This is a genomic window from Mycolicibacterium xanthum, from assembly GCF_019710635.1.
Taxonomy (GTDB): domain Bacteria; phylum Actinomycetota; class Actinomycetes; order Mycobacteriales; family Mycobacteriaceae; genus Mycobacterium; species Mycobacterium xanthum.
Genome location: NZ_JAIFZS010000045.1, coordinates 65,747 through 87,052, shown reverse-complemented (window position 1 = coordinate 87,052; position 21,306 = coordinate 65,747). Strand labels below are relative to the sequence as shown.

At 68.0% G+C, this 21,306-nt stretch carries 21 protein-coding genes and 1 pseudogene; 10 read left to right on the top strand and 12 right to left on the bottom strand.

Annotated features, from left to right (window positions below):
- A pseudogene (locus JDV09_RS17975) lies at positions 1-570 on the bottom strand (hypothetical protein); the annotation flags it as partial.
- Between the two features lie 209 nt (positions 571-779).
- Between JDV09_RS17975 and JDV09_RS17970 the strand changes: the two are divergent.
- Entirely contained in the window at positions 780-1,460 is a 681-nt protein-coding gene (locus tag JDV09_RS17970; RefSeq protein ID WP_221370493.1) for an SDR family oxidoreductase, read from the top strand.
- A 57-nt stretch (positions 1,461-1,517) separates the two neighbouring features.
- Positions 1,518-2,549 carry a fused (3R)-hydroxyacyl-ACP dehydratase subunits HadA/HadB gene (locus tag JDV09_RS17965; RefSeq protein ID WP_221370492.1) on the top strand — a complete coding sequence of 344 codons (1,032 nt, stop codon included), beginning with the start codon at positions 1,518-1,520 and terminating at the stop codon, positions 2,547-2,549.
- Between the two features lie 40 nt (positions 2,550-2,589).
- Here the strand turns inward: JDV09_RS17965 and JDV09_RS17960 are convergent, their stop codons facing one another.
- Both JDV09_RS17960 and JDV09_RS17955 read right to left on the bottom strand, forming a co-directional pair.
- Positions 2,590-2,982, bottom strand: a complete 393-nt coding sequence (locus JDV09_RS17960; RefSeq protein WP_221370491.1) for a type II toxin-antitoxin system VapC family toxin — start codon at positions 2,980-2,982, stop codon at positions 2,590-2,592.
- Positions 2,969-3,214 carry a hypothetical protein gene (locus tag JDV09_RS17955; protein WP_221370490.1) on the bottom strand — a complete coding sequence of 82 codons (246 nt, stop codon included), beginning with the start codon at positions 3,212-3,214 and terminating at the stop codon, positions 2,969-2,971. Before JDV09_RS17955 ends, JDV09_RS17960 begins: the two co-directional genes overlap by 14 nt.
- 152 nt (positions 3,215-3,366) lie before the next feature.
- Between JDV09_RS17955 and JDV09_RS17950 the strand changes: the two genes are divergently transcribed.
- Positions 3,367-6,513: a cytochrome P450 gene (locus JDV09_RS17950; protein ID WP_221370489.1), complete on the top strand. Its 3,147-nt coding sequence runs from the start codon at positions 3,367-3,369 to the stop codon at positions 6,511-6,513.
- Between the two features lie 10 nt (positions 6,514-6,523).
- Here JDV09_RS17950 and JDV09_RS17945 read toward each other — a convergent pair whose 3' ends face one another.
- The 4 genes from JDV09_RS17945 to JDV09_RS17930 are packed head-to-tail and all read right to left on the bottom strand — an operon-like array spanning position 6,524 to position 9,732.
- Positions 6,524-7,297, bottom strand: a complete 774-nt coding sequence (locus tag JDV09_RS17945; RefSeq protein ID WP_221370488.1) for an enoyl-CoA hydratase/isomerase family protein — start codon at positions 7,295-7,297, stop codon at positions 6,524-6,526.
- Positions 7,298-7,327: 30 nt separating this feature from the next.
- Positions 7,328-7,612: a hypothetical protein gene (locus JDV09_RS17940; protein ID WP_221370487.1), complete on the bottom strand. Its 285-nt coding sequence runs from the start codon at positions 7,610-7,612 to the stop codon at positions 7,328-7,330.
- A 10-nt stretch (positions 7,613-7,622) separates the two neighbouring features.
- Positions 7,623-8,816, bottom strand: a complete 1,194-nt coding sequence (locus tag JDV09_RS17935) for an amidohydrolase family protein (protein WP_221370486.1) — start codon at positions 8,814-8,816, stop codon at positions 7,623-7,625.
- 49 nt (positions 8,817-8,865) lie between these two features.
- Positions 8,866-9,732, bottom strand: a complete 867-nt coding sequence (locus tag JDV09_RS17930) for an amidohydrolase family protein (protein WP_221370485.1) — start codon at positions 9,730-9,732, stop codon at positions 8,866-8,868.
- A gap of 74 nt (positions 9,733-9,806) precedes the next feature.
- Between JDV09_RS17930 and JDV09_RS17925 the strand changes: the two genes are divergently transcribed.
- Both JDV09_RS17925 and JDV09_RS17920 read left to right on the top strand, forming a co-directional pair.
- A complete protein-coding gene (locus tag JDV09_RS17925; RefSeq protein WP_255605548.1) occupies positions 9,807-10,565 on the top strand; it encodes a TetR family transcriptional regulator in 759 nt (252 codons plus the stop codon).
- On the top strand, positions 10,514-11,050 hold the full coding sequence (locus JDV09_RS17920; RefSeq protein ID WP_221370484.1) for a MarR family winged helix-turn-helix transcriptional regulator: 537 nt from the start codon (positions 10,514-10,516) through the stop codon (positions 11,048-11,050). Before JDV09_RS17925 ends, JDV09_RS17920 begins: the two co-directional genes overlap by 52 nt.
- Positions 11,051-11,090: 40 nt before the next feature.
- On the opposite strand, the gene JDV09_RS17915 is transcribed toward JDV09_RS17920, so the two are convergent.
- A complete protein-coding gene (locus JDV09_RS17915) occupies positions 11,091-11,417 on the bottom strand; it encodes a hypothetical protein (protein WP_221370483.1) in 327 nt (108 codons plus the stop codon).
- 4 nt (positions 11,418-11,421) lie between these two features.
- Positions 11,422-11,826, bottom strand: coding sequence for a YidH family protein (locus JDV09_RS17910; RefSeq protein ID WP_221370482.1), 405 nt, complete (start codon positions 11,824-11,826; stop codon positions 11,422-11,424).
- Positions 11,827-12,214: 388 nt separating this feature from the next.
- Between JDV09_RS17910 and JDV09_RS17905 the strand changes: the two genes are divergently transcribed.
- From JDV09_RS17905 to JDV09_RS17895, 3 genes are all read left to right on the top strand, one after another.
- Positions 12,215-12,826: a TetR/AcrR family transcriptional regulator gene (locus tag JDV09_RS17905; RefSeq protein ID WP_221370481.1), complete on the top strand. Its 612-nt coding sequence runs from the start codon at positions 12,215-12,217 to the stop codon at positions 12,824-12,826.
- Complete coding sequence (locus JDV09_RS17900; protein WP_221370480.1) at positions 12,823-14,421, top strand: MDR family MFS transporter; 1,599 nt, start codon at positions 12,823-12,825, stop codon at positions 14,419-14,421. The genes JDV09_RS17905 and JDV09_RS17900 overlap by 4 nt, the downstream gene beginning before the upstream one ends.
- A 289-nt stretch (positions 14,422-14,710) precedes the next feature.
- Positions 14,711-15,556 (top strand): alpha/beta fold hydrolase, encoded by an 846-nt coding sequence (locus tag JDV09_RS17895; RefSeq protein WP_221370479.1) that lies wholly within the window; start codon positions 14,711-14,713, stop codon positions 15,554-15,556.
- A gap of 70 nt (positions 15,557-15,626) precedes the next feature.
- Here the strand turns inward: JDV09_RS17895 and JDV09_RS17890 are convergent, their stop codons facing one another.
- The 3 genes from JDV09_RS17890 to JDV09_RS17880 all read right to left on the bottom strand — a co-directional run bounded on the left by JDV09_RS17890 (position 15,627) and on the right by JDV09_RS17880 (position 19,529).
- Entirely contained in the window at positions 15,627-17,111 is a 1,485-nt protein-coding gene (locus JDV09_RS17890; protein WP_221370478.1) for a long-chain-fatty-acid--CoA ligase, read from the bottom strand.
- Between the two features lie 294 nt (positions 17,112-17,405).
- Positions 17,406-18,407, bottom strand: a complete 1,002-nt coding sequence (locus JDV09_RS17885; protein WP_221370477.1) for an NAD-dependent epimerase/dehydratase family protein — start codon at positions 18,405-18,407, stop codon at positions 17,406-17,408.
- A 111-nt stretch (positions 18,408-18,518) separates the two neighbouring features.
- The gene (locus JDV09_RS17880; protein ID WP_221370476.1) at positions 18,519-19,529 is read right to left on the bottom strand and encodes an AraC family transcriptional regulator; all 1,011 of its coding nucleotides are present in this window, start codon (positions 19,527-19,529) and stop codon (positions 18,519-18,521) included.
- Positions 19,530-19,633: 104 nt separating this feature from the next.
- On the opposite strand from JDV09_RS17880, the gene JDV09_RS17875 reads away from it, so the two are divergent.
- Together JDV09_RS17875 and JDV09_RS17870 are read left to right on the top strand one after the other, a co-directional pair.
- Entirely contained in the window at positions 19,634-20,194 is a 561-nt protein-coding gene (locus JDV09_RS17875; protein WP_221370475.1) for a 2,4'-dihydroxyacetophenone dioxygenase family protein, read from the top strand.
- Positions 20,194-21,276, top strand: a complete 1,083-nt coding sequence (locus JDV09_RS17870) for a zinc-binding dehydrogenase (protein WP_221370474.1) — start codon at positions 20,194-20,196, stop codon at positions 21,274-21,276. The genes JDV09_RS17875 and JDV09_RS17870 overlap by 1 nt, the downstream gene beginning before the upstream one ends.
- The last annotated feature ends 30 nt before the right edge of the window (positions 21,277-21,306 follow it).

Below are 21,306 nucleotides of genomic sequence, written 5' to 3'. Positions count from 1 at the left end.
AGGATCCCCGGCGACCACACCGACGTCGCGGCTCGTCGATCGATCGGGGCCGAAGTCCGAAGTGGCCACCGGGTGCGCGATTGCGGACTGCTCGGGGACTCTCTCGCGGTAGTCCGCCGACGGCTCGCGGTAGTCCGCCGACGGCTCGCGGTAGTCCGCCGACGGCTCGCGGTAGTCCGCCGACGGCGATGTGCCCTGCACGTCCTCGGGGGTCGTCGTGGACGGTGTGTCGATCGTCACCAAGGTTTCGCCAGCTTCCGCAGCGGTCTCCGACAGATCATCGGAAGTCGGCTTGGTCACGTAGCTGTCGGTGTCGTCGATACCGGCGCCCGCGGCGGCGTCGACGCCCTGCTCGTCGCCGTCGTTGCGCGATGCCCGGCTTTCCCGGGGATCGGTCTCCGGTGACCCGTCGCCATCGCCGACCGATCGGGTCGGTGGTGTCGCTTCCGAGGAGGTGACGTCGGTCCCACCTTCGGTCTCAGCCCATGCCGAGCCCGCGAGCACGGCTGCGCCCAGGCCGAACATCAGCACGGCCGTACCGATCCAGCCGGCACATACCGCTACGCGCATGGATTCGGCCTTTCCGACAGCGGATACCGGCAATTGTCGATCTCGCAGCAAGTTTCCGTGCCCGGTTTCGCCGGTGTGGCGCGTCCGATTCATTGCCTTACCGTGATCTTATTTTTCCCTTATTTTTCTTAAATTCGGTGTATGGTGGGCGGAGCCGCCTCGCAACACCGTTCGCCGACGGGTGCGGCGGCCACACGGAAGGAGTCGCCATGCCAACCGCACCGGAACGGATCGTCCTTGTCACCGGGGCATCGCGCGGAATCGGCGCCGAAGTCGCCAAACGGTTCGCCGAACCGGGCACGCACGTCGTCGTGAACTACCGCGAGAACACCGCGTGTGCCGACTCGGTCGCCGAGGCCATCCGGCGCGCGGGCGGGCAGGCCTGCACCTTCGCGGCCGACATCGCCGACGAAGCCGACACCGCCGCGATGATCGCTGCCGTCCGGGCTCACTTCGGCCGGCTCGACGCACTGGTCCTCAACGCGTCCGGCGGGCTCGACAGCTGCGCCGATCCCGGCTGCGCCATGCGCCTCAACCGCGATGCCCAGAAGCGGTTGGCGACCGCGGCGATGGGCCTGATGCCTGCCGGATCGCGGATCGTGTATGTCACCAGCCACCAGGCCCACTTCTTTCCCGACAAGGCGGTGCCGAAGGGCTATGCGACGTTCGCGGTCAGCAAGCGCGCCGGCGAAACCGCGCTCTATGCGATGCGCTCGGAGCTGGACCACGCCGGGATCGGGTTCACCGTGGTCTCCGGGGAGATGGCCGACAGCACCGCCCCGGTGGGGGCAGCCGGTGAACTCGCCTCCGCGATCGTCAGGGCGGCGACGACCGCCGCCTCGCCCGGCATCGTGTACGTCGGTGGCGCCGACTACCTGATGACCGCGTAATCCCGCGACCGAGCCGTCCGGCCGGGCGGGAGCGACCGCCCGTTACTGTGCACAGTCATGACCGCAGCAGCAGAACCGTCGGCGCTCGAGTCGCGGGTCGGCCATTACTACCGGGCCGACAGCCCCTACCTGGTCGGTCGCGAGAAGGTCCGCGAGTACGCCCGCGCGGTTCAGGACTATCACCCCGCACATTGGGACGTCGCCGCCGCGGCGCAGCTGGGATACCCGGGCCTGGTGGCGCCGCTGACCTTCACGTCGACCCCGGCCATGGCCTGCAATCGCCGCATGTTCGAATCCGTGGTCGTCGGTTACGACACCTACATGCAGACCGAGGAGGTCTTCGAGCAGCACCGCCCGATCGTCGCGGGCGACGAACTGGAGATCGACGTCGAGTTGACCTCGGTGCGCCGGATCGCGGGCCGGGACCTGATCACCGTCACCAACACGTTCACCGACACCGCCGGCGAGCGGGTACACACGCTGCACACCACCGTCGTCGGCGTGACCGCCGAGGACGTCGATCCGACGATCAAGCTGGCCGTGCAGCGCGCGATGATGCACGACGTCAACATCCTCGAGGTGGGCGAGGCCGCGGCGAACTACCGCAAGACGGTGCGCCCGGCGGGCGAGATCCGGATCGCCGAGTCGGGTTCGACCCGTACACCGGGCACGCCGTCCTTCGAGGACGTGCACGTCGGCGACGAGCTACCGGTGCACCACACCCGGCTGTCCCGCGGTGATCTGGTGAACTACGCCGGCGTGGCGGGAGACGCCAACCCGATCCACTGGGACGCAGACATCGCCAAGCTGGCCGGGCTGCCCGATGTGATCGCCCACGGCATGCTCACCATGGGGCTGGGCGCCGGATTCGCCTCCACCTGGACCGGCGATCCGGGCGCGGTCACCCGCTACGCGGTGCGGCTCTCGGCCCCGGCGATCGTCTCGGCCGCCGAGGGCGCCGACATCGAGTTCGGCGGCCGGATCAAGACGCTGGACCCGGCCACCCGGTCCGGTGTGATCGTGGTCGCCGCGAAGTCGGCTGGCAAGAAGATCTTCGGCCTGGCCACGCTGAACGTCCGGTTCCGCTGACACGCAACCAGATTGGATCTCGACGACCCGGGCCGGAAGGTTATTCGACGACCTCGATACGGCATCGCGGCCCGCGCGCACGGGCGAGCCTGCTGTCCATCGTCAGCAGCGTCGCGTCCATGGCCTCCGCGAGGGTGACGTAGAACGCATCCCATCCCCGCACCGAGGCTCGGAGTTCCCACACCCGGTCGAGCATCCAGCGGTGCGCGAAGCGTTCACCCGGCCAGTCCCGCAGATCAGCGACCGCCTGCCCGGCAGCGGTCCTGTCGAGCGCGCCCCCGAGGTACTGCGCACGAATGACGCCGAGCACCTCCACGTCGATGACTTCCGGCGCCACCTGATCGGCGTCCGCTGCCAGGCGCGCGGCCACCCGGCCGGCCCGCGCCGTGTCGGCCACCACCTCGAAAAGGCAGGATGCGTCAACGACCAGCATCGGGCCATTCACCGCGCCACTCGTCGAGGGTGCGCACCACTTCGTCGGTGGTGAGTCCCGAGGGGCGGCGGCCCGTCCGCCGCAGCCACTCCGCGATCGATGGCCGGGCCGCCAGGCGCGTCGCCTCCCGCCGCAGCAACTCGGGGACGGACACGCCCTCCTCCCCGGCCCGACGGACGAGCCCTGCATACACCTCGTCGTCGATGTCACGGATTTGCACCGTCTTGGGCATAATTGCATGCTAACATGCAGTGTTGCATGTAGCGATGCATCTCGCAGGCAGGTTGCGGGGCTGCAACTGACGCCTCGATATTCACCTCGCGGCCAACCGGGCACCCGGCTGTTTCAGCCCGACGGCCGAACCGTCAAACTAGGCTCCCCGGCATGAAGCCCGGACCCTCATCACCGCCCGAGCTCGATTCGATCCCCTCCGCCGAGGGTCCGCTTCCAGGCCAGGACCTGCTCGCCGGACGGCCCTACGCACTTCCGGTCGATCTGCTGGCCGAATTGCACGGCCCACTGTTCTACGCCGACTTCAACGGCGAGCGAAAGCTCTACGCCTGCTCGGCGGATCTGGTCGAAGAACTCTGCGACGAGAACCGCTTCGCCAAGAACCTCACCGAGTCGCTGGCCCGGGTCCGGCCGCTGGCCGGCGACGGGTTGTTCACCAGTTTCTACGGAGAGGCCAACTGGCAGAAGGCGCACGACGTCCTGCTGCCCGGCTTCAGCTACGCCGGACTGCGCAACTACCACTCGGCGATGCTCGACATCAACTGCCAGCTGATCAGCCGTTGGGACGCCGGCGTCGGGAGCCATCCGGTCGATGTGTCCACCGATCTGCAGAAGCTCGCGATGGACACGGTCGCACTGGCCGGCTTCGGGGCGAGGTTCAACTCCTACGACGTCGATGGCCTGGCACCGATCCCGGCGAGCTTCACCGCCGCGCTGGGCGAGGTGTTCGCCAACGGACCGACACCCGCGTTCGGCGCCGAGCTGACCACCCTGCACGAATACTTCGACGACCTGATGGCCGCCCATCGGGCCGATGCCCCCGGCCGGGCCGACGACCTGCTGTACGTGATGCTCGGCCACGACGCGAACGGCGCACCTCTGCTCGAGCCGGACAACGTCAAGAACCAGATCATGACGTTTCTGATCGCGGGCCAGCTGACCACCTCGGAGCTGATGCCCAACGCGCTGTACAACATCGTGCACCACCCCGCGGTGCTGGCGCGCGTGCGCGCGGAGGTCGACGAGGTGTTCGGAGTCGAGGACGACTACCTGCCCGGCTACGACGACATCGGCAGGTTCGAGTATCTGCGTCAGGTCATCAGCGAGACGCTGCGGCTGTCCCCACCGGTGCTGCAGTTCGACCGGATGGCGTTGGCCGACACCGTCATCGGTGGACAGTATCCGGTCAAGAAGGGCGAGGCGGTCAGCGTGCTCACCGGAGCGTTGCACCGGCAGCCGGGATGGGGTGACAACGTCGAACTCTTCGATCCGGACCGGTTCTCCCCCGAGCGATCCGCGTCCCGCCCGGCGAGCCTGTTCAAACCTTTTGGCACCGGCGCACGTTCGTGCATCGGCCGGCAATTCGCGCTGCACGAGGCCGCGCTGGCGTTGGCGCGGGTGGTGCACCGCTACCGGCTGATCGACTCGCAACACTACGTGCTGCACTTCGACGGTCCGGCCAGCCGCAGGCCGGTCGGGTTCTGCCTCGATGTGCTGCGGCGCTCGCCCGAAGACCGGCACACCGCCCCCGCTCCGGCCGCATCCCCGGAACCGCCGTCCGGTTCGGTGTCGGCCATCCGGGCCGGCACCACGCTGGCGGTGCTGCACGGCTCCAACCTCGGCACCTGCCGCGCGCTGGCCAAACAGCTCGCCGAGGAGGCCGCCGACATCGGTTGCAGCGCAACGGTGGCACCGCTGGACAGTGCGGCCGGCGGACTGCCCGAGGCGGACGCGACGCTGATCATCGCGTCGTCGTACAACGGTCAGCCCACCGACGACGCCCGCGCGTTCATGGCCTGGCTCAACGGGCCCGATGCCTCGCTCGCCGGCGCACCGCTGTACGCGGTGCTGGGGGTGGGCGACCACAACTGGGCCGACACCTATCAGGCGATCCCCAAGCGCATCGACGAACGCCTGGCCGAACTGGGCGGTGTCCGCGCGGTGCCCCGGGGATCGGCGGACACCTCCGGCGACCTGACCGGGGCGGTCGAGGAGTTCTCCATCGCAGCGGCGGGCGCACTCGCCGAGCGCTTCGGTGACCCCGATGCCGCACCGCCCGGCGGCGCCGACGAGCCGCTCTACGAGCTGCGCCAGATCACCGGCCCGGTCACCACGGCGATCGACACCCGGTTCGCCGTCACCCCGATGACCGTGCTGGAGAACACCGAGCTGGTCAGCGACAAGGCCTTCGGACAGGCCAAGCACCATGTGCGCGTCGCCCTTCCGGCGGGTACCGAGTACCGCACCGGCGATCACCTGACCGTGCTGGCCGACAACCCGCCCGGCCTGGTGGACACGGTGATCGAGCTGCTCGAGATCGAGCCGGAGATGCGGCTGTCGATCAACCCGCGACGCAGCTCCCGGCGGCTCATCGCGCTGGACCGCGAAGTGAGTGTGCGCGAACTGCTCACCCACTTCGTGGAACTGCGCAAGCCGGCCTCGCGGAGCCAGTTGAAGCGGCTGGCGGCGGCCAACCCGTGCGTGCCGGAGCGGCAGCGCCTCGAAGAGCTCGCGGCGGCAAGCGAACCCAACGTCCTCAGCGCGCTGGAGTGCCTGCTGGAGTTCCCGGCCTGCGACGTGACCGGGGAAGACCTGCTCGAGTTGCTCGAACCGATGACGCCGCGGCACTACTCCATCGCGTCGTCGTCGCGGCTCTCACCTCAGGTCGTCGGCCTCGTCGTCAGCGTCCTCGGCGCACCCGCCCGGTCCGGCTACGGGCTATTCAAGGGGGTGGCGTCCAACCACCTCGGCGCGATCGGCCCCGGCGAGTCGATCCGGGCACGCGTCGATCCGGCCCGTGCGGCGTTCCGCTCCGGAGCCGACCCGGCCAGGAACGTCATCCTGGTCAGCGCGGGCACCGGCGTCGCCCCGTTCTGCGGTTTCCTCGGAGACCGGTTGGCGGCCAAGCAGTCCGGCGAGCCGTTTGCGCCGGCTCTGTGCTTCTTCGGCGTCCGCGACCCCGACATCGACTACATCTTCCGCGACCAGTTCGAGGCGGGCGAGGCACTCGGCATCGTGCGCATGCGGCCGGCGTTCTCGCGCGCCTCGGAGAACGGGGTGCGCTACGTGCAGGACCGGATCGCGGCGGACGCCGACGACGTCTGGGGCCTGCTCGGCGACCCCGCCAAGGACGCCTACGTGTACGTGTGCGGCGACGGCGGCCGGATGGCGCCCGCCGTGCGCGAAGCGTTCCTGAACATCTACCGGTCGCGCAACGGAGCCGATCCCGAACAGGCCAAGGAGTGGCTGCAGGGTCTGGTGGAATCGGACCGCTACGTCGAAGACGTGTGGGCGGGCTGACTCCGGCGGCTCACCGTCCGCGCCAGCGCGGTCGGCGCTTGTCCCGCCACGCCTGAATGCCCTCGGCGACGTCCTCCGTCGCCGAGGCGACCTTGCGCATCGTCTCCCCGAACCGCACCGATTCGATCCAGCCCATGTTCGCCGTCCGCCACGCCACCTCCTTGGTGGCGCGCTGCGCCAGCGGCGCCGCCCCGGTCAGCGTGCGCGCCCAGGCCCGGGCTTCGTCCTGCAGCTGCTCGGGCTCGACGAGCCGCCACACCAGCCCGATCTCCTTGGCGCGTTCGGCGCCGATCGGCTTCCCGGTCAACAGCAGCTCCATCGCGTCGGCCCAGCGCACCCGTTCGGGTAGTCGGATCGCCCCGACGATGGTGGGCGTCCCGAGCGTCACCTCCGGATACGAGAACGTCGCGGCGGTGCTCGCGATGACGAAGTCGCAGAACAGCACTCCGGTCAGGCCGTAACCGATACAGGGACCGTGGACGGCGGCGATGGTCGGCTTGAACAACTCCATCCCGCTCTCGAACGAGTTGATCGTGGGCTTCTCCCAGAACGTGCCCGCAAAGGTCCCCACCGACCCCTCGCCGTCCTTGAGATCACCCCCGGCGCAGAACACATCGCCGTTGGCGGTCAGGATCCCCACCCACGCGTCCTGGTCGGCACGGAACCTCTCCCACGCGGCGTTCAGGTCCTGCCGAAGCTCACCGTTGATCGCGTTGCGCGCCTCGGGACGATTGAGGGTGATCGTCGCGACGTGCTCGTCCAACTCGTAGGTGACAAGGCTCATGGCGAAACCATAGCCGGGGTCGCCGAGACCTCAGCGCACCCAATGCTCGACGAGGTCGGCCCACCGCCGGGAGATGGTCTTGGCCATGTCGTCGCGCCGGCGCCGGGTGTTGACGTCTTCGGGTTCGGCGGCGCCGACCGTCAGCCTGCAGACCTCATCCACCTGTCCGGGCTCCAGCCCGAACGTGACCAGCACGTCGAGGTCACGTTCGGTGTCGAGCTCGTCGGGCAGCGTGGAACGCGCCAGCAGCACGGCCGCGTTCTCCTCGCCCACTTCCAGCAGCATGGCGACCACGCTGGACTTCTCGACCTTCACGTCGGTCCGGTCAGACCGGCCGCCGCTTGGACAACTCGATACCGTTGTCCCGCATGACGATGCGGCACTGCTCGGGTGTGTAGCCGAAGTTCTCCAGGTCCTTGATGTAGGAGGCGGGGTCGGCGAGGCCCTCGACGTGGGGGAAGTCCGAGCCCATGACGATGTGCTCGGCGCCCATCAATCTGAGCAGGCTGGACAGCTCGTCCTCGTAGAACGGCGACACCCAGACGTGGCGGCGGAAGACCTCCCGTGGGTCCTCCTGGTAGATCTGCGGGATCTGACCGTACGACTTGCTCAGCTTCTCGAAAAGATGGAACACCCAGGTCGATCCACTCTCGATGCACGCCATGCGCAGGTTCGGGAAGCGCAGGAACAGGCCCTTGTGCAGGTGGTTGGCGAAAGTGTCCTGAATGGGATCCCCGGAGAACAACGACCGGAAGCCGAGCAGGGTCTGGAACGACATCATGTAGTCGGCCTCGCCCCACGCGGGCATGAACTTCGAGTAATACGTCTCGCCGGAGTGGTAGCACACGGTGATCCCGGAATCGTTGGCCAGTTGCCAGAATTCGTCGAACATCGGGTCGGCCGGGGCACGCATGCCGACCGCGGTCGCGACCGGACCGGGAATCATCACGATGAACCGCGCGTCGCGCTCCAGCGCCCACTCCAGCTCCCGGACGGCATTGTCCGGTTGACACAGCGTGATGTACGGGGCGGCGAAGATCCGGTCCTGGTAGGCGAAGCCCCAATCCTCCTCCATCCACCGGTTGAAGGCGCGGAAGGTCGCCGCGGCGGCATCCAGGTCACCCAGCAGGGCCTGCTCCATGCCGACACCGAGGGTGGGCAGCATGATGCAGCCCTGCATGCCCTGCTCGTCCATGAGCGCCAGCCGGGCATCCCGGTCCCGGTATGCCGGACTGATCGGCTCCAGTTCACCGAACAGTGCGTTCAGGTCCGCACCGCGCGGGTTGCGGCCGCGGAAGTACTCGTCGAGCGCACCGGGCTTGCCCACCGGGTCGAAGGTCGGGTTCGGGATGAACCTGTTGACCCGGCCACCCACCACCAGCCGCTGCCTGCCGTCGAGTTCGGCCCATTGGATGGCACGCTTCTTGTACTCCGGCTCGATGTAGCGGGTGAACGCGTCGAGAGCCTCGTAGTAGTGGTTGTCGCAGTCGAAGAACTTGAACGGTAGCTGCGTGGTCATCGCATGTTGTCCTTTCGGTCTTCCCGGCTCCGGTCTTCTGGTGAGGGGCTCAGCCGTCCAGTCCGAGGATCCGGGCGGCGTTGCCGTAGAGGAACTTCGGCCACACCTCGTCCTTGAACGGGACCTTGGGCAGTTCGGTGAAGATCCGCTCCAGCGACAGACCCATCGGGAAATAGCCGGCATAGATGATCTTGTCCGCGCCGCGGGTGTTGGCGTAGTCGAGGATCGCCCTGGGGTAGTACTTGGGGGCGAACGCCGACGTCGAGTAGTACAGATTGGGCCACTTGAGCATCAGCTTGACCGCGAGGTCCTCCCAGGGCTCACAGCCGTGGCGAGTGACGAAGACCAGGTCGGGGAAGTCGAACATCACCACGTCGATGCGCGAGACCTCCTGCGACGCGAAGGGAACACGTGGACCCGGAATGCCGGCGCAGACGAAGATGGGGATGCCGAGTTCGACGCAGGTGGCGTAGATCGGGTACATCTTGGGATCGTCGATGGGCACCTGCGGGAACGTTCCGGCGGGGAAGACCGACGTCGCCCGGATACCGAACTCCTCGAACTCCCGGCGGATCGCCCGGACCGAGCCCATCACGTCGTTGGGGTCGACCAGCGCACCGGAGGGGATGAACCGGTCCGGGAAGGTTTTCAGGGCGAGCCGGGCCGACTCTTCACCGACACCGATCATCGCCTTCTCGATGCCGAATCGGTCCATCTGCTGCAGCAGCAACGACACCGGATCGTCGGTCGGCAGACCCTTGGGCACGTCCTTGAACATGTACTCTACCGGGAAGTCGAAATCCTCCTTGGACTGGCGGTCCTTGGTCTGCTTACGGATGAAGTCGTACTGGGCGGAACCTTCGTGGGGGAAACCGATCATCGTGTCGATCACCGGCAGGCCTACGGGTCCGGCCATACGTCATCCTCCGATCGCATCTCGACGGCCGCAATGGACCGCTCTTCCGACCATGCTGAAACACGGTTCTACCTATGTCAAGGCTTGATATCACCACTAGCTGCGATTTCAGATCGCTGTTGCTGCATAATGCCGTGGCAGCAGTCTGGAACAGAGAAGGATGTTCTCGTAGAATCGCTGCTGTTCGCACAGCCGGGCCGGACGAGGAGGTCACCGTCAACACCCCAGCTCCCGCCGTGGTCGCGGTGGCAGACATGACCAGCAGCCAGCTGGCGCGGCGCGCCAGGCTCGTCGAAACAGTGATCGACCTGATCGCGGAGGTGGGCTCGGAGGCGGTGCAGATGCGCGATGTGGCGCAGCGCTCCGGGGTGGCACTGGCAACGGTGTACCGCTACTTCAGCTCGAAGGAGCATCTGCTGGCCGCCGCGCTGGAAGACTGGCAGAAGCGGCTCACCCGGCGGGTGCTGGCCAACACTCCGCCCGGCCAGGATCCGTTGCCCGGCATTCTGGACTATCTCAGGCGCGCGTTGCGCGCCTTCCAGCGCAACCCCGCGATGACCGCATTGATGCTCCAGATGACGACCTCGGCGGTCCCCGAGGTGCGAGCGGCGGTAGACAGGATGGCGCGCACGAACGCCGAGATGTTCGACAGCCTACTGAAAGACCTTCCGCCGCAGGATGTTCCCAGCGTCAGCTTCGGTCTCAACGCCGCACTGACCAGTGCACTGACGGCCATGCTGCACAGCGATCTGTCACTCGACGAGTCGCAGCGGCGGGTCGAGTGGGTGGCCCGAGCGCTGCTCGCACACGCCACCGAACGTACGCCGGGCTAGCGTACACCGACGCCGTCGATCACATCTGCCACGAATGGGCCGCAGCGCGCCCCGACCTGGATACCTCACCGATCGAGGTGCTCGGACGTGTGCAGCAGATCGCCTCGACCTGCAACCAGCGCCTCGATCTGATCCTGCAGCCGCGCGGCGTCACACGTTCGGAGTTCGGCGTTCTCAGCGCACTGGCGCGGGCCGGTCGCCCGCTGCGGGCCAGCGAGGTCGTGTCGACCACTATGCTCAGCGGAGCATCGATCACCAAGATCGCCGAAAGCCTGGTCCGCCGGGAACTATTGGAGCGGAGGAAGTCCGCCCGCGACGGACGGGTGGTGCTGCTGACGTTGACCGAGGCAGGACGCGCGGTGGTCGACAGCGAACTACCCCGCCGGCTTGCCGACGAAGACCGGATCCTCGCGGGACTGTACGCCGCAGAGCGTAAGACACTTGCCGGTTTGCTTCGCAAGATCTGTGCTCCACTGATCGGCTGATCCAGCCACCGCGAACGACGTTGTGACGCTTCGACGACCGTCACCCGAGCAGAATCAGAAACGCGACCAGCGCTCCCACCACCGCGAACGCCAGCCCCGATCCGAGCACGAACCGGCCTCCCCGGCTCCTGAGGATCTCGAACCCCAACCGGGTCTCCCGGACGTAGCGGTGCCGGGATACCGCGGCCAGCGCGGACAGGCAACCGGCACCGATCAGCGAGATGCCCAGGAGCCCTGTGATATTCGCGTGGACGAGGATGATGACGGTGACCGCGAGCACGCCGATGAGGCCGAGCAGCGTCATCGTGCGCTGCAGGTGGTTGCGCTCGAACGGGTACTGGTCTCCCCACACCTTCCCGACGTTCATCGGCTCAGCCCCGTGGGGTGAGCACGAGGACGATCACGCCGGCGCCGACCAGCAGGATGCCCACGATGCCCAGCAGCGGGGCTCCGAAGCCGGGTAGCGGGCGGCGCTGCCGCAAAGCGCGTTCGGTCGCCCACCAGCGCCGTACACCGAGTCCGCACGCACCGAAGGCGATCGCGACCAGGCCGAGGGCGAGGGCCTGGCTGCCGAATGTGGGGTGCTCGAGGAACAGCCGGTCGATGGCGACGGCCCCCGCCAGCAGCGTCACCGCCAGCCGCAACCACGCGAGGTACGTCCGTTCGTTGGCCAGCGTGTAGAGGGGGTCGGGTTCCCGGCCCACGTCATAGACCCCCCGAGGGGAGCGCGGACCGCTCGCGCCGCCGTCGAAGTCCATCACCTCGTTGTCGGCCATCACACCACGGTAGCCGCCATGCCCGCCGTTGGAATTTCGAAGCGAGCGCCGGGAGCCGTGCGTCATCAGAACGCTGCGGCCCGGCATCGGCGACGAGCAGTTCGCGATGCCACCCACGCCCTGGCACGACAAGTCAGCGGCAAATCGCCGCCAAGAGGCGCGGTCCGACGGTGGTCGCCCCGATTCCGAGGCCTCCGCTGGCGGCGCCGGTGGAACGGATCGTCGGACTGGTCGAGGATCTTGGCTTCCAGTGTCCGCAGCGCCGGCCCGGGATCGAGCCCGATCAGGATTTCCCGGCTGCCCGCTGCGCAGCGCGCCCGGGCCGACTTGGGCGTGGGACCAGCGCTTCTGCACCTGTGCAACTTTGCACTAGTGTAGTGTTGCATCCATGGGCATTGCGGGCACTGGGCTGCGCGAACGTCATCGCCAGCAGGTGCTTGTGGACCTGCATGATGCGGCGGTCTCGTTGGTGGATCAGGTGGGGTTTGCGGATGCGACGATCGACCTGATCGCCGGCCGGGCGGGGGTGTCGCGTCGGACGTTCTTCAACTACTACGCATCCAAGGAGGACGCGGTACTCGGGGCGACGCCGCCGACAGTCCCCGAGGAGGCGCTGTCGACATTCGTCGACGAGGTCGATGCGGACCCGTTCACCCGCACGGTGGGGCTGATCGTGGCCATCGTCCGCTCGACGTTTGTCGCCGGGACCGTCATCGAGGAGCGACGCGGACTCATCGCGCGGTATCCGCAGCTGCGTGAGCGGATGGCGCAGCTTGTGGTGGCCGCCGAGACGCTCACCGAGGTCGCGCTGAGCGAGCGATTCGCCCGTTCGGGTCCGCAGCCGAGGTCGGCCGAATCCTCTCGCGCACTGCTGATGCTCGCCGGCACGGTGCTGCGCTACGCCTACCTGAGCGATCCTCAGGCCTTCGAGTCAGCCGATTCCGCGGCCGTCCAGGCGGCGATCTCCGTCTTCCGCAACGCCTTGAGGGAAATCTCTTGACTCCCGCTGACCCGCTCACGCACCAAGAGACGACGGCGAAAAGCGTTGTCCCACTGTTCGCCAGCCTGATGGTCACGATGCTGCTGGCGTCGCTGAACCAGACGGTGTTGTCCACCGCGCTACCGACCGTCGTGGGCGAACTGCACGGCATCGACCACATGACCTGGGTCATCACCGGCTACATCCTGGCCTCGACGATCGTGATGCCGATTTACGGCCGAATCAGCGACCTGTTGGGGCGCAGACCGGTTCTGGTCACCGCAATCTCGCTGTTCGTCGCCGGCTCGGTCATCGGCGCCGAGGCTGCGAATATCGAGTGGCTCATCGTCGGCCGGGTGATTCAGGGCGCCGGCGGCGGCGGCCTGATGATCCTTTCCCAGGCCGCGATCGCCGATGTGGTGCCGGCACGCGACCGCGGAAAGTACATGGGGCTCATGGGTGCTGTCTTCGCGGTCGCCTCCGTGGCCGGTCCCCTGCTGGGCGGCTGGTTCACCGAGGGTCCCGGCTGGCGGTGGGCGTTCTGGATCAACGTGCCCCTCGGTGCCGTCGCCATCCTCGCCACCATCGCCTTTCTGCGACTACCCAGAACGCGCCACGCCGAACGACCGCGAATCGACTACCTGGGCGGGGCACTCATCGCCGTCGCCACCACCGCAGTCGTGCTGGTCTGCACCTGGGGCGGCGGCACCTACGCGTGGCGCTCTCCACAGATCATCGGCCTGATCATTGCGGCGATCGGCTCCTCGTTCCTGTTTGCGGTCGTGGAATCCAAAGCAACCCACCCACTTATCCCGTTGCCGTTGTTCAAGAAACGCGACTTCACCCTCAGCACCGTCGCCGCGCTGTTGTTCGGCGTCGCGATGTTCGGCGCCATCGGGTACCTGCCCACCTACCTGCAGATGTCGTCAGGAGTGAATGCCACCGAAGCCGGGCTGCTGATGATCCCGATGATGGGTGGACTGCTCGGGGCGTCGGTCGTGTGCGGTCGGCTGGTATCGCAGACCGGACGGTACAAGCGGTATCCGACCATGGGCGCAGTCGTGATGGGGGTCGGCCTCCTCCTGATATCGACGCTGCACATCGACAGCCCGGTCTGGCTGGTGTGCGGCTACATGGCCATCCTCGGCATCGGGATCGGCATGGGCATGCAGATCCTGATCCTGATTGTGCAGAACGCCTTTCCGGCCGCGATCGTCGGCACGGCGACCGCCGCGACGAACTACTTCCGCCAGGTCGGGGCCAGCGTAGGCTCCGCCGTCGTCGGGTCGGTCTTCGCCTCCCGTCTGGTCGGCCTGCTGACCGAAAGGCTGCCCGACACCTCTGGCACAACCGACACCAACGCCCTCACCCCCGCCGCCGTCAGGGACCTGCCCGATGCACTGCGGCTACCCATCCTCGAGGCCTACAACGAGGCGTTGCTGCCGATCTTCCTGTTCATGGTGCCGTTGGCGGTGATCGCCGTCGCTGCACTCGCATTCATCAGGGAAACGCCGCTTGCCACCACCATCGAGCGGGACGACATCGAGGATCTGCTGGAAGAACAGCATGCCGACACCGCGCCGAACACCCGTCACGCGGCGCGGCCGTCGCACTGAAACCGGCGCGTCGCACATCTCACAGGGCGGCCCCCACCAGGGCCCTGCCAGGTCTGGATATGTCTCAGCGAGCGAGGTCCCGGTAGCCCGGGGGCCGAGGAGTCGGCGCGCCCACTCCCCGACACTTTTCGCGGGGTTGCCCGGGGACGCGTCAGCGGTACTGACCGCAGGGGACGATTGCTTGACTTCAGGGGACAATTGCGGCCCCCGGAGGGTGTATGTCGCCACCCAACGGTCCATCATCGACACTGACATCGGACCCACCGTCGACCGACGCCAGGAGTGCACCGTGGCAGCCCCAGCAACTCGTCACGAGTTCGTCAGTCGCGGCCTGCGGCTGTCCTACCTCGATTCCGCGCCCGGTGACACCACGCGTCCGGTCGTGCTGCTGCTGCACGGTTTTCCCGATACCGCAGAGATGTGGGCCGACCAGATAGCAGCACTGCACCACGCCGGCTATCGCTGCCTGGCACCGGACACCATCGGTTGTGGGCAGTCGCAGATCGCCGCCAGACGGACGGACTACAACATCCGCAGCATCGTCGATGACCACTGGGAGTTGCTGCGGCAACTCGGAATCCAGCGATGTGACGTCGTGGGACATGACATCGGCGCGGTGTCGGCGTGGCTGTTGGCCGGGTACCATCCCGGCGCCGTGCGGCGTCTCGCGGTGATGTCGGTCGGCCACCCGATGGCCTACGCCCGCGCCGGTCTCGACCAGAAACGAGCCGGCTGGTACATCGCCTACTTCACCATGGCAGGCATCGCCGAACGGTTGTTGCCGGGCCGCGGGCCGCTGAGCCTACGGCGGGTGTTCGGGTCGCATCCCGACATCGAGGGGGTCCTGCGACGACTGTCCGCTCCCGGCCGGCTGACTGCGGCGGTGCGGGTCTACCGCGCCAGCCTGGTCACCGTGCTGGTTCGGAAGCAGCCCCGGGTCGCCGCGCCCACCCTGGGCATCTGGAGTGACCGGGATGCGTTCCTCGTCGAATCGCAGATGCGCAACTCCGTGCACTGGGTGGACGGTACATGGACGTTCGAGGCGGTCCCCGGCGGACACTGGATTCCGCTGGAACAGCCCGACTACCTGAACCGTCGCCTGCTGCAGTTCCTGGCCCCGGCCACCGTTTCCTGACCAACAGGGCCTGATGGGGAGCCACAGCCCCCCAGCGAGAGAGACCCGCCCTGGCATGCGGCGCCGGTGTTCAGTCGAGCGTGATCTCCCGCTTGAGGATCTTGCCGGTCGGACCGAGCGGCAGTGCATCCGCGATCCGCACGATGCGGGGGTACTTGTAGGCGGCGACCCGCTCCTTGACGAATCCGATGACCTCGTCGACCGTCGCGGTCCTCCCGGGCTCGAGCGTGATCACCGCGGCCACCTCCTCACCGAGGTGATCGTGTGGCACACCGATCACCGCTGCGCCCGCAACGGCGGGATGGGTGTAGAGGACCTCTTCGATCTCGCGCGGGTACACGTTGTAGCCGCCGCGGATGATCATGTCCTTGGCCCGGTCGACGATGTAGTAGTAGCCGTCGGCGTCACGCCGGCCGATGTCGCCGCTGCGGAACCAGCCGTCCCGCACCGCTGCCGCGGTGGCCTCCGGATTGCCGAAGTATCCCTTCATCACGTTGTGGCCCTTGATGGCGATCTCGCCGTCGGCACCGTCGGGGACCTCGTTCCAGTCGGCGTCGATGAGCTTCATCCGCACGCCTTTGACGGGCTGGCCGACCGAGCCGGGTCTGCGCTCCCGGTGAATGTGGTTGAAGGCCGCCACCGGTGAGGTCTCCGACAGCCCATAGCCTTCGAGAAGTAGGGCATCGTAGGCCTTCTCGAACGACGCGAGCACCTCCACCGGCAGCGCGGCGCCACCGGAGACGCAGCGCCGCAGGCTCGACGTGTCGTGGTCCGCTTGTCCGGGGAATTGGGACAGCGCGGCATACATCGTCGGCACCCCGCCCATGTGGGTCACCCCGTCACGCTCGATGATCTCGAGCGCCCTGGCCGCATCGAAGCGGGGCAGCAACGTCAGGGTCGCTCCGGTGAGGACCGACGCGTTGAGCATCGCGGTCTGCCCGAACACGTGGAACAGTGGCAGACCGCCGAACACCACGTCTCCGCCCGACAGGCCCATCAGGCCCGCGCCGGCGCAGATCAGGGCATTGGCCACCATGTTCGTATGGGTGAGCTCGGCCCCCTTGGGGGCCCCGGTCGTCCCGGACGTGTACAGGATCACCGCGGTGTCCTGCGGATCGGTGTCGGCCATCTCGATGGGCGGACGGGCCATCAGGTCCCCGACGAACGTGGCGGGGTCCACCTCGATGTAGCCGGCGCCGGCGTGGGCCGCGCCCTTGCCGGCCTGCTCGGCGACCTCGTGCCAGGCGAAGAACACCTCGGCCCCGCAGTCGGACAGCACGTGGGCGAACTCGCGGGCCTTGTAGAGCGGGTTCATCGGGACGACAACTGCTCCGGCCCACAGAATGCCGTAGTACAGCGCAGGCATGAGCGGAACGTTGGGCATCGCCACGCCTACCCGGTCGCCGGGCTGAACTCCCAACTCGCGCAGCCAGGTTGCGGTCCGGGCCGCCAGCGCGGCCAGTTCGGTGTAGCTCAGCTCGGCGTCGTCCATCTTGACGGCGACGCGATCGGGATGCCGCTGCGCCGTCGCGTTCAGGTTGTCGGCGAGGTTCATCCATTCACTCCCTGCAGTGTTCAGGCGGATGCGCGGCTCGGCGCACCGCGCAAGTCCCGCAGCCCGGCACCGATCCAGTCAGCGCGGCGCGGATCTGGGCGCCCCAGGTGATCGCGCAGTCGGCGGACGAGTTCTCCTCGGCGGGGACCGGCCCGCGGTCGGGCCCGCCCGGGCGCTGCCATGAGCGTGCCACCTGGATCGCGCCGCGTATTGACAACAGGGAACACCTGTTTGACACCAGAGGACAAACGTCCCGGGGGCGGGTCGGAGCTGATCGCCGCCCTCGCGTCTGGATCAGACGAGCCCCTCGGCGCGGGCCCACTCCTCGACCCGAACCATGCCCTCGTCGATCGACACCAGCGGCTGATAGCCGAGCACCTTCTGGGCCTTCTCGATCGAGAAGGTGCCGGTGCGGTTGAGCAGCCACATGGTGCCGGCCGCGAGGTCGGTCTTCTGACCGAGCCGGCGCAGCACCGTCCCGAGAATCTCGGCGGCGGGCGCGGCCACCCCGATCGGCAGGGTGCGGACGGTGCCACCGCACAGCGCCGCCAACCGGGCGAAGAAGTCGCCGCACCGCACGCCCACGCCGTCGCTGATGTTGAACACCTGCCCCACCGCGTCCTCGGAGGCCACCGCCAGCACGAGGCCGTCGACGAAGTTGTCGATGTACACCGGAGAGAAGACGCCGTTGCCGCCGTTGGGCAGCGGGAACCCGGTCTTCTTGCGCATCTCGGCGATCGGCGAGCGCACCCACACCGATCCCGGACCCCACACGTCGCCCGGCCGGATCACGGTCACGTCGATCTCACCGGCGGCGTGCGCGGCCAACACCACCGCCTCGGAGTTGACCTTGGTGTCGGTATAGACGTCCCCGTTGACGCGCACCGGGTAGGTTTCGTCGACACCGTCCGGGAACTCGAAGCCGTAGGCCATCACCGAGGAGAAGTGCACGAACCGGCGCACACCCGCCTCGATCGCCGCCCGCAGCACCCTGCTGGTGCCCAGAACGTTGACGTGCCAGGACTGCTCCAGGCTGTACGCCGCACCAAGCAGGGCAGCGGTGTGGATCACGGTCTCCACACCCTTGAGCGCACCGGACCACACCTGCGGCTCGGTGATGTCGCCGGCAACCACGCCGCGTTCGGGATCGGCGACGAAGTCGACGCCGACCACCTCGGCCCCCAGCGCACGGAAGCGTTCTGCGGCGGCGCGGCCGATGAAGCCGTTGGCGCCGGTGATGAAGATCTTGCGGCCGGTCAGCGACGGCGCGGGCCGGTCGGTCTCGGAGGCGAGCATGCGCGATCCTTTCGTCGTGTGGTGCAGGTCACCACACTGCCCGCGCCCGGCCTCGCGTGTATTGACAGCAGAGGCCAATTGCTTGACCGCAGAGGACGCTGTTGCGGTCGGTCAGACCTGCCGCGCCTCGGCGTGCCAGGTGCTGCGCAGCGCGGCCGGTCCGGCACCGAACCAGCGCCGGCACGACCGGGAGAGCACGCTCTGTTCCGCATAGCCCAGTTCGCGGGCGAGGTGGGAGAACGTCATGTCGGTGTCGCGCAGATAGCGTTCCGCCAGTTCACGGCGCACGTCGTCGACGACGGCATTGAAGGTCGTCCCCTCCGCGACCAGCCGCCGGCGTAACGCCTTGGGGTGCAGCCGGAACTGGTCGGCGACCACCGGAACGGTCGCGGCTCCGGCCGGCAACAGCTGGCGGATGAGTTCGCGGATCGACGAGGCCATCGTCGGGCGGCGCCGGTCGATGACGGAATCCAGGTACTCCAGCATCACCCGGTGCGCCATCTCGTCGCGGGCCAGCGGTCGGTCCAGGTCTCGGGCCGGAATCGTGAAGCCCGCCCTGGTGGAGCCGAATCTCGGCGTGCACGAGAAGAACTCCCGGTACTCCTCGGGTGGGGTGAGCGGGGGGTGCGAAAGATCGACGGCGGTCGGCGAGTAGCCGGCGCCGAAGAGGAAGCGGAACACCCGCAGCATGACCCCCAGCGAGAGTTCGGTGGTCTGTGGATGCGCCGGTGGATGCTCGAGCAGGACCTTGAACTCCACGAAGGCCGTCCCGCCTTCCCGGTGGACGGTCACCGCGATCGCGGGGCTGTAGGCGGCCAGGTACTGCTCGAAGATGCCCAAGGCGTCGGCGACCGAGCCGGCGGTGCGCGCCGCGACGCCGACCGGGCCGAGGATCTCGATGCCCTGACGCCGGCCGAGTTGGCGGCCGAAGGACGGGCTGCGCGTGGCGGCGGCCGCGGATTCGACCACGTTGATGAACGCCAGGTAGGTCAGGAAAGCGTCGAAGCGGCCGATGTCCGCCCGATGGATCCCGGCCCGGGAGAGCAGCGCGTCCGGATCGGCCCCGAGTTCGGTCACCAACGCCGGAAATCCGGTCAGGGACGTGCCCCGGATCACAGACATGTCCCCTACTGTCAAACAGTTGTTCTCTGCTGTCAAGACCAACGGGGGTCTCGGCGGGCATGGTGGGAATCACAGCCCAAGAGTTCACGGAAAGGAATCACACAATGACCCTCGCAACCGCTCCCGCTCCCGCCACCACGTCCACCGGCGCCCTGCTGCCGATGGTGGCCCTGCCCCAGGGCGAGCTGCTGACCGTCAACGCCAACGACAACCCGCTGATCCGCAACGCCCTCGGGGAAGGTGTTCACTTCAAGCCGCTGCGCCTGGATCTGGAGAACGGCGAGTGGGTGGTGCTGGCCACCTTCGCGCCCGGTGCGCGGATCCCGCTGCACTACCACACCGGCTCGGTGGACGCCTGGACCATCAGCGGCAGCTGGCACTACTACGAGTACCCCGAGCAGCCCCAGACCGCCGGTTCCTACCTGTACGAGCCCGGCTCGTCGGTGCACACCCTGGTCTGCCCGGACACCAACACCGAGGACACCACCGTGCTGTTCCGGGTGAGCGGCGCCAACGTCAACTTCACCGACGACGGCCAGTTCCACTCGATTCTCGACGCGGCCCTGATCGCCCACCTGACCGGCATCCTCGCTGCCGAGCAGAAGGTGGGGACCGTCACCTACATCAGCGGTGGCGCCGCCGGCCCCGCCCACGTGGAGGCGTGATGCGCGCCGTCCTGATGCAGGACTCGAAACTACGGGTGGCCGACGTGCCCGAGCCGGTTCCCGGCTCGGGCGAGGTCCTCGTCGACGTCCTCGCCTGCGGCATCTGCGGCACCGACCTGCACTGCGCGGCCCACGCCCCGGAGTTCAACGCGGCGACGAGGGGCGCCGCCGGGATCGAGCTGATGGACCTCGGCCGCCCGGTCGTGTTCGGTCACGAGTTCGTCGGCCGCGTCGCGGCCTACGGGCCCGACACCCAACAGCGGATCCCGGTCGGGGCCCGGGTGGTCTCGATGCCGATCCTGCTGCGTGAGCAGCAGGTGATGCTCGGGTTCGCCGGCCCCGACGCGCCGGGCGCGTACAGCGAGCGGATGGTGCTCTCCGAGCCACTGCTGATCGAGGTACCCGACCACGTCGCCACCGACGTGGCCGCGCTGACCGAACCGCTTGCGGTGGCCTACCGCACGGTCGTCCGCGCCGAGGCCGACGCCCACGCCGTCCCGCTGGTCGTGGGCTGCGGGCCGATCGGTCTGGCGGTCATCGCGGTGCTGAGGATGAAGGGCATCGGACCGATCGTCGCGGCGGACTTCTCGGCCGAGCGCCGCGAACTGGCCCGGCGGCTCGGCGCCGACGTCGTCGTGGATCCGAAGCAGAGTTCGCCGTACGAGGCCCTGTACGCCGCCGCCGCGACGAGCGACCCGGCGACGATGGCCCCGCCGAACGCGGTGCTCGGCCAGCTGCCGATCCGGCCCACCGTCGCGTTCGAGTGCGTCGGGGTGCCCGGTTTGATCCAGCAGATGATCGCCGGCGTCCCGCCGGGCTCGCGCATCGTCGTGGCCGGTATCAACATGGGCTCCGACACCATCGAGCCGGGGCAGTGCATCCTCAAGGAACTCGACATCCGGTTCTCGCTGTACTACTCGCCGGAGCAGTTCGCGCAGACCTTCACGCACCTGGCGGCGGGCGATTTCGACGTCGCCCCGTTGTTGACCGGAACGGTCGGCCTCGACGGCGTGGCCGATGCGTTCGATCGATTGAGCACCAACCCGCACGACGCGAAGATCATCGTCGATCCCACGCGCTGAGCGGCCTGCCGGCCCGGCGCGCTGAGCGCC